This is a genomic window from Acidovorax sp. sic0104, from assembly GCF_019219095.1.
Taxonomy (GTDB): Bacteria; Pseudomonadota; Gammaproteobacteria; order Burkholderiales; family Burkholderiaceae_C; genus Acidovorax.
On the sequence record NZ_JAHUWH010000001.1, the window covers coordinates 547,700 to 561,322 of the forward strand.

At 66.7% G+C, this 13,623-nt stretch carries 15 protein-coding genes; 1 reads left to right on the plus strand and 14 read right to left on the minus strand.

From position 1 onward, the window contains the following. Nucleotides 1-44 precede the first annotated feature (44 nt). Complete coding sequence (locus KW835_RS02570; protein WP_218380698.1) at nucleotides 45-1,496, minus strand: PLP-dependent aminotransferase family protein; 1,452 nt, start codon at nucleotides 1,494-1,496, stop codon at nucleotides 45-47. 153 nt (nucleotides 1,497-1,649) lie between these two features. Between KW835_RS02570 and KW835_RS02575 the strand changes: the two genes are divergently transcribed. Next, complete coding sequence (locus KW835_RS02575; RefSeq protein WP_218380699.1) at nucleotides 1,650-2,066, plus strand: DUF2917 domain-containing protein; 417 nt, start codon at nucleotides 1,650-1,652, stop codon at nucleotides 2,064-2,066. On the opposite strand, the gene hisD is transcribed toward KW835_RS02575, so the two are convergent. The 13 genes from hisD to KW835_RS02640 form a co-directional block, all read right to left on the minus strand. Beyond that, nucleotides 2,053-3,435, minus strand: coding sequence for a histidinol dehydrogenase (gene hisD, locus KW835_RS02580; protein ID WP_218380700.1), 1,383 nt, complete (start codon nucleotides 3,433-3,435; stop codon nucleotides 2,053-2,055). The genes KW835_RS02575 and hisD overlap by 14 nt on opposite strands. A gap of 20 nt (nucleotides 3,436-3,455) precedes the next feature. Then, nucleotides 3,456-4,115, minus strand: a complete 660-nt coding sequence (gene hisG / locus KW835_RS02585) for an ATP phosphoribosyltransferase (protein WP_255593199.1) — start codon at nucleotides 4,113-4,115, stop codon at nucleotides 3,456-3,458. After that, entirely contained in the window at nucleotides 4,112-5,398 is a 1,287-nt protein-coding gene (murA, locus tag KW835_RS02590) for a UDP-N-acetylglucosamine 1-carboxyvinyltransferase (protein ID WP_218380701.1), read from the minus strand. Before murA ends, hisG begins: the two co-directional genes overlap by 4 nt. A gap of 88 nt (nucleotides 5,399-5,486) precedes the next feature. Next, the gene (locus KW835_RS02595; protein ID WP_218380702.1) at nucleotides 5,487-5,729 is read right to left on the minus strand and encodes a BolA family protein; all 243 of its coding nucleotides are present in this window, start codon (nucleotides 5,727-5,729) and stop codon (nucleotides 5,487-5,489) included. A gap of 16 nt (nucleotides 5,730-5,745) precedes the next feature. Beyond that, complete coding sequence (locus KW835_RS02600) at nucleotides 5,746-6,501, minus strand: ABC transporter permease (protein WP_218380703.1); 756 nt, start codon at nucleotides 6,499-6,501, stop codon at nucleotides 5,746-5,748. Then, nucleotides 6,498-7,523, minus strand: coding sequence for an ABC transporter ATP-binding protein (locus tag KW835_RS02605; RefSeq protein ID WP_218380704.1), 1,026 nt, complete (start codon nucleotides 7,521-7,523; stop codon nucleotides 6,498-6,500). The genes KW835_RS02600 and KW835_RS02605 overlap by 4 nt, the downstream gene beginning before the upstream one ends. Nucleotides 7,524-7,586: 63 nt before the next feature. Then, nucleotides 7,587-7,859: a lipid asymmetry maintenance protein MlaB gene (locus tag KW835_RS02610; protein ID WP_218380705.1), complete on the minus strand. Its 273-nt coding sequence runs from the start codon at nucleotides 7,857-7,859 to the stop codon at nucleotides 7,587-7,589. A gap of 150 nt (nucleotides 7,860-8,009) precedes the next feature. Continuing rightward, nucleotides 8,010-8,651 carry a phospholipid-binding protein MlaC gene (locus KW835_RS02615; protein WP_218380706.1) on the minus strand — a complete coding sequence of 214 codons (642 nt, stop codon included), beginning with the start codon at nucleotides 8,649-8,651 and terminating at the stop codon, nucleotides 8,010-8,012. A gap of 155 nt (nucleotides 8,652-8,806) precedes the next feature. Then, nucleotides 8,807-9,613, minus strand: a complete 807-nt coding sequence (locus tag KW835_RS02620; RefSeq protein WP_218380707.1) for a VacJ family lipoprotein — start codon at nucleotides 9,611-9,613, stop codon at nucleotides 8,807-8,809. Further along, nucleotides 9,610-10,104: an outer membrane lipid asymmetry maintenance protein MlaD gene (mlaD, locus tag KW835_RS02625; RefSeq protein ID WP_218380708.1), complete on the minus strand. Its 495-nt coding sequence runs from the start codon at nucleotides 10,102-10,104 to the stop codon at nucleotides 9,610-9,612. The genes KW835_RS02620 and mlaD overlap by 4 nt, the downstream gene beginning before the upstream one ends. A 35-nt stretch (nucleotides 10,105-10,139) precedes the next feature. Next, nucleotides 10,140-10,922: a lipid asymmetry maintenance ABC transporter permease subunit MlaE gene (gene mlaE, locus KW835_RS02630; protein ID WP_218380709.1), complete on the minus strand. Its 783-nt coding sequence runs from the start codon at nucleotides 10,920-10,922 to the stop codon at nucleotides 10,140-10,142. Continuing rightward, on the minus strand, nucleotides 10,919-11,737 hold the full coding sequence (locus tag KW835_RS02635) for an ABC transporter ATP-binding protein (protein ID WP_218380710.1): 819 nt from the start codon (nucleotides 11,735-11,737) through the stop codon (nucleotides 10,919-10,921). Before KW835_RS02635 ends, mlaE begins: the two co-directional genes overlap by 4 nt. 395 nt (nucleotides 11,738-12,132) lie before the next feature. Next, nucleotides 12,133-13,611, minus strand: coding sequence for a glutamate synthase subunit beta (locus tag KW835_RS02640; protein WP_218380711.1), 1,479 nt, complete (start codon nucleotides 13,609-13,611; stop codon nucleotides 12,133-12,135). Nucleotides 13,612-13,623: the final 12 nt, after the last annotated feature.

Here is a 13,623-nt window from a genome sequence, read left to right on the forward strand (position 1 = left end):
CTCCACGAAGTTCGTGTCAACAATTGTGGCGAATTTTCAGTATGTCAGGCGGCTTCGCGCTGGCTGTGCAGCATGCGCGTGGCCATGTCGCCCACGGTCCGCAGCGCCTCCAGATGTGCCGGCGACCAGTCGCCCCCCACTCCGATGCGCAGGCAGTTGCGAAAGCGCCCGCTGGTGCTGAACACCGTGCCGGGCGCGATCAGGATCTTCTGGTCCAGGCAGGCTTCGTGCAGCTGCACCGAATCCAGCCCTTTGGGCAGCTCCAGCCACATCAGCAAGCCGCCGGGGGGGTCGCTCACCCGGGTGCCCTGCGGGAAATGCGACGCGATCACCCGGCGTGCCTCGTCCATGCGCGCCGCCACGCCCGCGCGCAACTGGCGCATGGCGGCGGCGTGGCCGGCCTGGGTGATGAGGTCGGCCAGCGCCAGCTCCAGCACGGCCGACTGGCCGCCGGCCTGCAGGTCCTTGATGCCGCGCACCTTGTCGCTCCAGCGCCCGGCCTCCAGCCAGCCCAGGCGCAGGCCCGGCGCCAGCGTCTTGGAAAACGAATCGCACAGCATCACGTGGCCCGTGGTGTCGTACGACTTGACGGTGCGACGCATCTCGTCAACCTCGACCAGGTCGTTGTAGATCGCGTCCTCGATGACGGCCATGTCGTGGCGCGCGGCCATCTGCGCCAGGCGCTTGCGTTCTGCCTGCGGCATGCAGCTGCCCAGCGGGTTGCTGAGCGTGGGGACGATCATCACGGCCTTGACCGGCTGGGTGTCCAGCGCCAACTGCAGTGCATCGAGCGACAAGCCATGGCGCGGGTGCGTGGGGATCTCCAGCGCGCGCAGGTGCAGGCCCTGCAGCACCTCCAGAAACGAGAAATGCGTGGGCGACTCCAGCGCCACCACGTCGCCCGGCTGCGTGACGGCGCGCAGGCACAGCGCGATGGAGTCCATGCAGCCGCCGGTGATCACGATGTTCTCCGGGTCCAGGCTGCAGCCCATGCCAACGGCGTAGCGGGCCAGGGCGCGGCGCGCGTCCTCGTGCCCGGCCGATGTCGGGTAGGTGCACAGCAGATTGCGGTGGCGCTGCGCGGCGCGCACCACGGCGCGGCGCACGCGGTCGGGGTTGAACAGCTCGAAGCCGGGCGTGCCGCTGCTGAACGAGATCATGTCCTCGGGCTGGTTGCGCCCCAGGATGCGCTGGCCCAGCCAGTCCACAGACACCTCCCGCGGACGGCGCATGGGGCGCGGCGTGCTGGGCTCGGGCAGGCTCACAGGCCGCGCCGCCACGAAGAAACCCGAGCGCGGGCGCGCGGTGATCAGGCGCGCATCTTCGAGCCAGTGGTAGGCCTGCACCACCGTGGTCTGAGCCACGCCATGCTGGCGCGCCAGCTCGCGCACCGACGGCAGCTTTTCGCCACGCGCCAGCGTGCCGTTGCGGATCAGCTGCGCGAGCTGCTCGGCGATCTGGAGGTACAGCGGGGGTGCGTCGTCGGTGGAGGCCATGGCTGCATTCTGTACTGGCAGCCCGACAGACAGCCAGTACAGAGCCGCATCTGTACGTGCAGTACAGATGCTCTGTACTACCCATCTGTACTGCCCCACCTGGCCCCGTCCTGTGACTGGCGCCATGCTGCGGCGGGCCGCACAGTGAATGCCATGAACACCCTGCCCCAACCCACCCCCCAGCCGCCCACCCTCGCCAAGCCAGCCCAGGGCGCCCTGACACTTGAATGGAAGCGCCAGCCCCTGCCCCCCCTGCAGGCGGTACAGGTGCTCGACTTCCGTGCGGGCGAGGTCGCCCTTCTGGAGGTCGAGAACGGCCGTGTCTGGGTGACCTGCGAAGGCCTGATGGAGGACTACTTCCTGGAAGCCGGCCAGCGCCTGTCGTTCACCGGCCCGGCCCGCCTGCGCGTGAGCGCCGAGGGCCACCGCCCGGCCCGGCTGATGTGGGCACGCCACCAGGCGACGGCGGGTGCCGCCTACCCGCCCGCGCCGGCCGTGGCGCAGCCGCTGACGGTGGTGCCTGCCGGGGCACCGATGCAGTTGCCGCGCGGCGCCGTCAGCGCGGCTTGAGGGGCGTCTTCAGGCGCATCTCGGCAGCCTGCGCGTGGGCCTGCAGGCCCTCGCCGTAGGCCAGCTCTGCGGCGATGGTGCCCAGCACCTGGGCACCAGCTTCACTCACCTCGATGAGGCTGCTGCGCTTCTGGAAGTCGTACACGCCCAGCGGGGAGGAGAAGCGTGCCGTGCCGCTGGTGGGCAGCACGTGGTTGGGGCCTGCGCAGTAGTCGCCCAGGCTTTCGGAGGTGTAGCCCCCCAGGAAGATCGCGCCCGCGTGGCGCAGCAGCGGCTCCCAGCGGTGTGGGTCGGTGCTGCTCACTTCCAGGTGTTCCGGTGCGATGCGGTTGCTGATCGCGCAGGCTTCTTCCATGTCCTTCGTCAGGATCAGTGCGCCCCGGCCGGTGAGGCTCTTGGCGATGATCTCGGCGCGCGGCATGGTGGGCAGCAGGCGGTCGATCTCGCGCTGCACGGCGGCGATGTAGTCGGCGTCGGGGCACAGCAGGATGCTCTGGGCCAGCTCGTCGTGTTCGGCCTGGCTGAAGAGGTCCATGGCCACCCAGTCGGGCGGCGTGCTGCCGTCGGCCAGCACCAGGATCTCGCTCGGGCCCGCGATCATGTCGATGCCCACCGTGCCGAACACGCGCTTCTTGGCGCTGGCCACATAGGCATTGCCGGGGCCGGTGATCTTGTCGACCTTGGGCACGGTGTCCGTGCCGTAGGCCAGGGCGGCCACCGCCTGCGCGCCGCCGATGGTGAAGGCGCGGGTGACGCCCGCCACGTAGGCGGCCGCCAGCACCAGTTCGTTGCGCTCGCCCTTCGTCGAGGTGCCCTCGCCCGTTCCGCCCGTCGCCACGCTGCCACGCACGGGCGTGGGCACGACCATGATGATTTCCTGCACGCCCGCCACGTGGGCCGGGATGGCATTCATCAGCAGGCTGGACGGGTACGCCGCCTTGCCACCGGGCACGTAGATGCCCACGCGATCCAGCGGCGTGACCTTCTGGCCCAGCAGGGTGCCGTCTTCGTCGCGGTAGCTCCAGCTCTCGCCCGAAGCCTTTTTCTGCGCTTCGTGGTAGCTGCGCACGCGCTGGGCAGCGGCCTGCAGCGCGTCGCGCTGGGCCTGCGGGATGGCGTCGAACGCGGCCTTGAAGTCGGCCTGGGTCAGTTCCAGCGCGGCCATGGTGGGCGCCGAGAGGCCGTCGAAGCGGGCGGTGTACTCCAGCACGGCTGCGTCGCCGCGCTTTTGCACCTCGGCCAGGATGTCGGCCACGCGCTGCTCGATGGCCGCGTCGGTGTCGGCAGACCAATGCAGGCGGGCTGCAAAATCAGCCTCGAAAGTGGCCGCAGCGGTGGACAGACGGGCGGGAGCAGCTACCAAAGTCATAGTGCGTTCTAAAGTTGGGTTCAGTTCTTCGGGGCAGGTATGGCCGAGGCGAACGCATCGATGATGCGGCGCAGCGGCGCCTGCTTGAGCTTGAGCGCTGCCTGGTTCACGACCAGGTAGGAGCTGATGTCCATGATGCGCTCGACCTCGACCAGGTTGTTGGCCTTGAGCGTGTTGCCGGTGGAGACCAGGTCCACGATGGCGTCGGCCAGGCCGGTGAGCGGGGCCAGCTCCATGCTGCCGTACAGCTTAACCATGTCCACGTGCACGCCCTTGGTCGCAAAGAAATCGCGGGCGATGCTGGTGTACTTGGTGGCGACCTTCAGGCGTGCGCCCTGCTTCACGGCGCGCTCGTAGTCGAAATCATTGCGCACGGCCACGCTCACGCGGCACTTGGCGATCTGCAGGTCCAGCGGCTGGTACAGGCCCTGGCCGCCGTGCTCGATGAGGGTGTCCTTGCCGGTCACGCCGATGTCGGCGCCGCCGTACTGCACATAGGTGGGCACATCGGTGGCACGCACCAGCACCACGCGCACGTTGGGCTGGTTGGTGGGCAGGATGAGCTTGCGCGATTTTTCGGGGTCTTCCAGCACCTGGATGCCGGCAGCGGCCAACAACGGCAGGGTTTCGTCGAAGATGCGGCCCTTGGAAAGCGCCAGGGTAATCATGCTGCTGCTCATGCTGTGATCCGTTCAATTTGGGCGCCGATGCCGCGCAGTTTGGCTTCCATGCAGTCGTAGCCACGGTCCAGATGATAGATGCGGTCCACCACGGTTTCGCCGTCGGCCACCAGGCCGGCGATGACCAGGCTGGCCGAGGCGCGCAGATCCGTGGCCATGACGGTGGCGCCGGAAAGGCGCCCTGACGTGGTGCTCAGGCCTTCGATGATGGCGACCTTGCCGTCGGTCTGGATCCTGGCGCCCAGGCGCACCAGCTCGTCCACGTGCATGAAGCGGTTCTCGAAGATGGTCTCCGTCACCGTGGCCGTGCCCTGCGCGATGCAGTTGAGCGCCATGAACTGGGCCTGCATGTCGGTCGGAAAGCCCGGGTACTCGGTGGTGCGGAAAGCCTGCGCCTTGAGCGTGGCCCCGCCTGCGCTCTTCACGCGGATGCCACCGTCCACGCCCTGCACCTCCACGCCGGCTTCGCGCAGCTTTTCGATGACGGCGTCCAGGTGGTCGGCGCGCCCGTGTCGCAGCACGACGTCGCCGCCCGTGGCAGCCACCGCGCACAGAAAGGTGCCGGCCTCGATGCGGTCGGCCACCACGCGGTGGGTACAGCCGTGCAGCTTCTCGACACCCTGGATGCGGATGCGGCTGGTGCCGTGGCCTTCGATCTGCGCACCCATGGCGATCAGCATCTCGGCCAGGTCGATGATCTCGGGCTCCTGCGCCGCGTTCTCGAGCACTGTTTCACCCTCGGCCAGCGCGGCGGCCATGAGGAAGTTCTCGGTGCCGGTCACGGTGACCATGTCGGTGGTGATGCGCGCGCCCTTCAGGCGCGTCCAGCCGGCGGGCAGCCTGGCGATCATGTAGCCGTGCTCGACCACGATGTCGGCCCCCATGGCGGCCAGGCCCTTGATGTGCTGGTCCACGGGCCGCGAGCCGATGGCGCAGCCGCCCGGCAGCGACACCGTGGCTTCGCCAAAGCGCGCCAGCAGCGGGCCCAGTGCCAGCACGGAGGCGCGCATGGTCTTGACCAGCTCGTACGGCGCCTCGGGAGTGCTCAGCGCACTGGCGTCGATGAGCACGGTGCCATCATCCGAGCGGCTGGCCGTGACGCCCATGTTGCGGATCAGCGTGAGCATGGTTGCCACGTCCTGCAGTTGCGGAACGTTGAGCAGCGTCACGGGCTCTGCGGTCAGCAGCGCCGCGCACAACTCGGGCAGCGCGGCGTTCTTGGCGCCGGAGACCTGCACCTCGCCGTTCAGGCTGCGTCCACCGCGGATCAGGAGTTTGTCCATCTCGAAAAGAACCAGGAATAGGGGTAAAAAATGCCGCTATCGCGCTTTCACAAAGCGTCAATAGCTATAAAAATCATAGCGATTGGGACTACTTCGGCTGCGCGGCCCATTCGCCGGGCGTGAAGGTCTTCATCGACAGCGCATGCACTTCATCGGTGTGCATTTTGGCGCCCAGCGTGGCGTACACCCGCTGGTGGCGCTGGATGGCGCGCTTGCCCTCGAACTCGGCCGAGACGATGGTGGCGTACCAGTGGCGGCCGTCGCCTTCGAGCGTGATGTGTTCGCAGGTCAGACCCGCGGTGATGATGTTCTGGAGTTCTTCTGCAGTCATGGTGGGGCGCTCGGAATCAATTGCGAATTTTGTAGCCGGTGCGCAGCAGGTTCACGGCCAGCGCACTCACTGCCAGCCATGCGACGCCCACGATGCCCAGGCTCAGCCAGGGCGATGTGTCGCTCTGGCCGAAGAAACCATAGCGAAAGCCGTCGATCATGTAGAAGAACGGGTTGAGGTGGCTCACCGTCTGCCAGAAGGGCGGCAGCGACTGGATCGAATAGAACACGCCCGACAGGAAGGTCATGGGCACGATGATGAAGTTCTGGAACGCAGCCATCTGGTCGAACTTGTCGGCCCACAGGCCAGCCAGCAGCCCCAGCGTGGCCAGCAGCGCCGCGCCGAGGAAGGCGAACGCCAGGATCCACAGCGGCGCCGCGAATTCGGGTCGCGCGAAGGCCAGCGTGACGATGAACACCCCGAGCCCCACCACCAGCCCGCGCACGATGGAGGAGCCCACGTAGGCACAGAACCACGCCCAGTGTGACAGCGGCGTGAGCAGCACGAACACGAGGCTGCCCATGATCTTGCTCTGAATGATGCTCGACGAGCTGTTGGCAAACGCGTTTTGCAGCACGCTCATCATGACCAGCCCGGGCACCAGGAACGCGGTGTAGCTGATGCGGTCGTAGACCTTCACGTGGTCTTCGAGCACGTGGCCGAAGATCAGCAGGTACAGCACGGCGGTAAGCACGGGCGCGGCCACGGTCTGGAAGCTGACCTTCCAGAAGCGAAGCACTTCCTTATAAAACAGGGTCTGCCAGCCGGTCATAGTGGTGCCCCCACGCTCGGCACTGGCGTGTCCTCGCTGCCCCCCGAGGGGGCCCCGCCTTGCTTGGGGCGGCCCGGCGCTGCGGCGGACGCAAACTTGTCCAGAGAAATATTCGATGCCGAGGTGCCCGACATCACCTGCAGGAACACATCCTCCAGGTCGGGTCTGCGGATCTCCATGTCGTGAACGTCGACACCGCCCAAGCGCAGCGCGGCCAGATGGCTCTCGATCTCGGCGGCGTCGTGCGCGGGCAGCTGCACGATGCGGCCTGTGACGCGCGCCACGGTGGCCAGCGACGGCGGCAGCACCGCATCGGTCTTGAACTGGAGCACGCTGCCCGAAGCAGCCTGCAGCAGTTCGCTGGTGCGGTTGAGTGCCACGATCTGCCCGGTCTTGAGCATGGCGATGCGTCCGCACAGCGCCTCGGCTTCTTCAAGGTAGTGCGTGGTGAGCAACACGGTGTGGCCTTCCTTGTTCAGGCGGGCGACGAAGTGCCAGAGCGTCTGGCGCAGCTCCACGTCCACACCCGCCGTGGGTTCGTCGAGCACGATGATCGGCGGCTTGTGCACCAGCGCCTGCGCCACCAGCACGCGGCGCTTCATGCCGCCCGAGAGCTGGCGCAGGTTGGAGTTGGCCTTGTCGGTGAGGCCCAGGTTTTCAAGCAGCTCGTCGATCCAGGCGTCGTTGTTCTTCACGCCGAAGTAGCCCGACTGGATGCGCAGCGATTCGCGCACGTTGAAGAAGGGGTCGAACACCAGCTCCTGCGGCACGATGCCGAGCTTGCGGCGCGCGTCGGCGTAGTCGGCCTGCACGTCGCTGCCCTGCACGAGCACGCGGCCACTGCTGGCACGGGCCAGGCCCGCCAGGATGCTGATGAGGGTGGTCTTGCCGGCGCCGTTGGGACCCAGAAGGCCGAAGAACTCGCCCTCCTGGATATCCAGGCTGACATTGTTCAGCGCCTGGAAAGGGCCCTTGGGCGTGGAGAAGGTCTTGGAGACGGCTTGGAATGAGACTGCGGGCATGAAGCCCCTGATTTTACGGCCTTGCCCCGTTCCGCGCCGGCGTGGGGACGGCAGGCCACCTGCTCAGGCCGCAGGGGTGAGCAGCAGACCCACGCCGTACAGCCCCGCCATGCTGCGCAGCGCGGCCGGCAGGCCCTGCACGGCAAAGGTCTTGCGCATGGCCAGCGCTTCACGCCGGCATTCGAGCAGCACAGCCAGCGCGGAGGTGTCGAACACGGTCAGCGCGTTCGCATCCACCACCACGCCCGGCTCGCGGTGCGCCTTCAGACCCTGCAGCAGCATGTGCAGGCAGGCCGTAGCTTGGCGCTGGGTGAGTTCGGCCGGCAGGACGAGCATCTCAAAATTTCCTGATATCAAGAGTAGCCTCTGAGCACTGCAACCGGCGCGGGCACGCCAGTGCACCCGTGGAACTGGCTCTGCCAGGCCACCGGGTGCGTCCCCCTCCCGCAGGAGAGGGGGAAGGCGCGAAGCGACTCAGGGGGAGCACTACTTGCCGCTTGCGTTGGACTTGTTGCGAGCCACCAGGGTCTCGATAAGGCCGTCGACGCCCTTGGCATTGATCTCCTGGGCGAACTGGCCACGGTAGGTTTCGACCAACCACACGCCCAGAACGTTCAGGTTGTAGATTTTCCAGCCAGCGCCGTCGCCGGGGGTCTTCTCCAGGCGATAGTCCAGCTGGATGGGGTCGCCACGGCCGACGATCTCGGTGCGAACCAGCACGTCCTTGTCGGCAGGATCGGCACGCAGGGGCTTGACCTGGATGGTCTGGTCGTTCACCTGGGCCAGCGCGCCCGCGTAGGTGCGCACGAGCAGGATCTTGAACTCGTCCTGCAGGCGCTTTTGCTGCTCGGGCGTGGCCTGGCGCCAGCCGGGGCCGACTGCGGCGGCGGTCATGCGGCGGAAATTCACATTGGGCATGACGGTCTTGTCGACCAGCGCAATGATCTTGCCCAGATCGCCGCCCTGGATGGCCTTGTCCGACTTCACGGTGGTCAGCACATCGGCAGACAGGCGCTTGATCAGCGCATCGGGCGCCTCGTCTGCCGCCAGCGCCGCAAAGGGCAGGCCGAGTGCGGCCACTGCTGTCAGGCACAGGGCCGCTCGGCCCAGGGTGCGTCGGTTCATCATGATGGTGTCTACTTTCTAGAGGGCTGCAGGCGCAGGTAGCACCTTGCATTCATTTCATTGTGGTTGGAGCAGGCAGGCCCCGTGCGTCGCCCGGGTTGCGGGTTGCAAGCAAGTGCAACAGCATCGCCGCCGCGGCCCTAGCTACGTCGGATGATTCAACGCGGGGGTTCTTCAGGCAGCACGCCATCGTTGCTGTTGCCGCCGCCTTTGCCATTGCCGTTGCGCTCATCCCTGTCGTCCCCGTTCTGGGCCGTGCCGGCCTGCTGCTGGCTGCGCACCTGCAGGAAAACGTCGCGGGTGAAGCTGTACTTGTCCAGCGCTGCGCTGTCGAGCACCGAACTGGCGCGCAGCAGGTTGGAGCGGGTGTCCACGACGCGCAAGGCATAGAGCGAGTTGCGCGCCGAGACCGGGTCCACGTAGCTCACCACATTGCCCTTCATGTCGACCGGCAGGGCCAGGGTGTCACGCACGGTGGAAGGCCCCAGGATCGGCAGCACCAGATACGGACCCGTACCCACACCCCAGTACCCCAGCGTCAGGCCGAAGTCCTGCTTGTAGCGGTCGATGCCCAGCTCGCTGGCGATGTCCAGCACGCCACCCAGGCCCATGAAGGTGTTCACATTCACCCGCATGAAGGTGGACGCGGCGGCCTCGCCGCGCAGCTGCAGCACGTTGTTGAAGAACGACCACACGTCGCCCAGGTTCGCAAAGAAGTTGCTGACCCCGGTGCGCACTGGTGCCGGCGTCACGTCCTTGTAGGCAATGGCAACCGGCTTGAGCACGAGCGCATCCACCTGCTCGTTGAAATTGGTCATGCTGCGGTTGTACGACTCGAGCGGATCGCGCGGGTCGGGGTTGGCCACGGTGGCGCAACCGGTGAGCAGCGCCGCGCCCAGCACGAACGCCAGCCACGCGACGGCGCGGGCGGCGGGTTGGGAAAAAAGCTTGGTCTTCGTCGTCATTTCTTGTCACCTGCCCCTGCGGGCTTGCTGTTGCTGCCGTCTTCGGCCTTGTTGTAGAGGAATTGTCCGATCAGGTTCTCGAGCACCACGGCGGACTGCGTGGAGGTGACCATGTCGCCGGCCACCAGGTTCTTCTCGTCCGCACCGGCCTCGATGCCGATGTACTGCTCGCCTAGCAGGCCGCTGGTGAGGATCTTGAGGGAGCTGTCCTTGGGGAAAGCGTAGCGTTTTTCCATGGCCAGCGTCACGCGGGCCTGGTAGGTCTTGTCGTCGAACGTGATGGACTCCACGCGCCCCACCACCACGCCGGCGCCACGCACCGCGGCCTGGGGCTTGAGGCCGCCGATGTTGTCAAACCGCGCGGTGATGCGGTAGCCCGACTGGAAGTTCAGGCTCAGCAGGTTGGCCGACTGAAGCGCCAGAAAGACCAGCGCCGCCGTGCCGAGCATGACGAACAGCCCTACCCAGAGATCGTTTTTGGATGGTTGCATTGTTTGATTCCTCTTTGCCGGCCGCTGTACCGGCATCAGACACTGAACATCAGTGCGGTCAGGATGAAGTCGAGCGCAAGCACCGCCAGCGACGCCATCACCACGGTGCGCGTGGTGGCACGCGCCACGCCCTCGGGCGTGGGCTTGGCGGCATAGCCCTGCAGGAGCGCGACGAAGGTGACCGTGATGCCGAACACGACGCTCTTGATCACGCCGTTGCCCACATCGCGCCACACGTCCACCCCGCCCTGCATCTGGCTCCAGAAGGCACCGTGGTCCACGCCGATCATGACCACGCCCACGATCCAGCCGCCAATCACGCCCACGGCGCTGAACACCGCAGCCAGCAGCGGCATGGTGATCACACCGGCCCAGAAACGCGGAGCAAGGATGCGGCGCACCGGGTCGACCGCCATCATTTCCATGGCGCTGAGCTGCTCGCCCGCCCGCATGAGGCCGATCTCGGCCGTGAGCGAGGTTCCCGCGCGGCCCGCGAACAGCAGCGCCGTGACCACGGGCCCCAGCTCGCGCACCAGCGAGAGCGCCACCAGCAGGCCCAGCGCTTCGGACGAGCCATAGCGCTGCAGCGTGTAGTAGCCCTGCAGGCCCAGCACGAAGCCCACGAACAGGCCGGACACCGCGATGATGGCCAGCGAATAGTTGCCCAGGAAGTGGATCTGGTCGCGCACCAGTGCCGGCCGCATGAAGGCCGCGCCCGCGAGCCGCAGCAGGCGGACGAACAAACGCGCGGCCATGCCGATGTCTGCCAGCTTGCTGCGCACGGCGAAGCCCACGTCCGAAGGGTTGTACCAGCTCACAGGACCTTGCCTCCCAGGGGCCCGAAATCCTCTTCCGCCGAGGGCCCTGCATAGTGGAAAGGCACCGGCCCGGTGGGCAGCGCGTTCACGAACTGGTGCACCAGCGGGTCGGTGCTGGCGCGCACTTCGTCGGGCGTGCCCTGGGCCGCCACCACCCCGGCGCCCAGGATGATCACATGGTCCGCCAGGCGGAATGTCTCTTCCAGGTCGTGCGAGACGATGATGCTGGTCAACCCCATGGCGTCATTGAGCTGGCGGATGAGCTGAGCGGCCGTACCCAGCGAGATCGGGTCGAGCCCGGCGAAGGGCTCGTCATACATGACGAGCTCGGGGTCCAGCGCAATGGCCCGCGCCAGCGCCACCCGCCGCGCCATGCCGCCGGAGATCTGGCTGGGCATGAGGTCGCGCGCCCCGCGCAGACCCACGGCGTGCAGCTTCATGAGCACCACGTCGCGGATGAGCGTGTCGGACAGATCGGTGTGCTCGCGCAGCGGAAACGCCACGTTCTCGAAGACGGACAGGTCGGTGAACAGCGCCCCGAACTGGAACAGCATGCCCATGCGCCGGCGGGCCGCATACAGCCCCGCAGCATCGAACCCGGCCACGTCCTGTCCGTCGAACATCACCTGCCCGCCCTGCGCCTTCTGCTGCCCGCCGATCAGGCGCAGCACCGTGGTCTTGCCGCCGCCGGAGGCCCCCATGAGCGCCGTGACCTTGCCACGCGGCACGGACAGCGTCACATCGCGCAAGATCGTGCGGTCGCCATAGGAGAACGTGACGTTGCGCAACTCGGCAAGAAAGGAAGGCTCGGGCATGCGAAAAGGAAGGGATTCAGCGATCCGGGACTGGCCGGGGCCAGGAAAAATGGGGAGGCGGCAGCAGTGATGGTAGCCGAAGACTTAAACATACATTCATGTATGTTTGCAATTTGAAGCACCTGCACGCGGAAAACAAAAAACCGCTGATGGGTATTTGCCCCCTACCGACATGGGTTCCGATTGTGCCAAGAAAGGCGAAACCGGGTGACGACAGGGTCCATGCGGCAGAAATTGCCGCCCGGACGGTCGGGCCAGGCACCGCCCGGCAGTTCGCCCACGTGCCTCAGCCACGTTCACAACACCGCATCGTGCATCGTGCGCGGCCATAAAAAACGGCGCCCGCTGGCGCCGTTGAACGCCCGAGACGGGCGGGACCTGGAGATCTTGCAAGCTCAGCGCGGCAAATCCGAATAGCCCATCAGGAACTCGTCCACGGCCCGCGCGGCCTGGCGGCCTTCGCGGATCGCCCACACCACCAGCGACTGGCCGCGGCGGATGTCACCAGCGGCGAACACCTTGGGCACGTTGGTGGCATAGCCGCCGTCGAACTCGGTGGTGGCGCGGGCGTTGCCACGGGCGTCCTTGTCCACGCCGAAGGCTTCCAGAACGGCGGCCACAGGGCTCACGAAGCCCATGGCCAGCAGCACGAGGTCGGCCTTGAGCACCTTTTCGGAGCCGGCCACTTCGACCATCTTGCCGTCCTTCCATTCGACGCGCACGGTCTTGAGGCCGGTGACCTTGCCCTTTTCGCCGATGAACTCCTTGGTGGAGATGGCGAACTCGCGTTCGCAGCCTTCATCGTGGCTGGAGCTGGTGCGCAGCTTGATCGGCCAGTAGGGCCAGGTCATGGGGCGGTTTTCCTCGGCGGGTGGCTGGGGCATGAGCTCGAACTGCGTGACGCTCACGGCGCCGTGGCGGTTGCTGGTGCCCACGCAGTCGGAACCGGTGTCGCCGCCACCGATCACGATGACGTGCTTGCCGTCGGCGCGCAGCTGGCCCTTGAGCTTGTCGCCCGCGTTGACCTTGTTCTGCTGCGGCAGGAACTCCATCGCGAAGTGGATGCCGTCCAGGTCGCGGCCGGGCACGGGCAGGTCGCGCGACTGCTCGGCACCGCCGGTCAGCAGCACGGCGTCGAAGTCCTTGTGCAGTTGCTCGGGCGTGATGGTTTCCTTGGCCCAGTTGGTCACCTTGGAATCCTTGCCCAGGCCATCCTTGGCGGCGCCCACGAACACGCCGGTGCGGATGGTCACGCCTTCGGCTTCCATCTGCTTGGCACGGCGGTCGATGTGCGACTTCTCCATCTTGAAGTCAGGGATGCCATAGCGCAGCAGGCCACCGATGCGGTCGTTCTTCTCGAACAGCGTGACGCTGTGCCCGGCGCGCGCCAGTTGCTGCGCTGCTGCCATGCCCGCGGGGCCCGAGCCCACCACGGCGACCTTCTTGCCGGTCTGGTGCTTGGCGGGGCGCGGCTGCACCCAGCCTTCGTCCCAGGCGCGGTCGATGATCGCGTGCTCGATGGACTTGATACCCACGGCGTCGTCGTTCACGTTGAGAACGCAGGCGGCCTCGCAGGGCGCGGGGCAGATGCGGCCGGTGAACTCGGGGAAGTTGTTGGTGCTGTGCAGCACCTCGATCGCGCTCTTCCAGTCCTGGTGATAGACCAGGTCGTTGAAGTCCGGAATGATGTTGTTGACGGGGCAGCCGCTGTTGCAGAACGGCGTGCCGCAGTCCATGCAGCGCGCGCCCTGGATCTTGGCCTGCGCGTCATCGAGACCGATGACGAATTCCTTGTAGTGCTTCAGGCGCTCGCCGACGGGCTTGTAGCCCTCTTCGATGCGCTCGTATTCCATGAAGCCGGTGGTCTTTCCCATGACGGTGTCCTT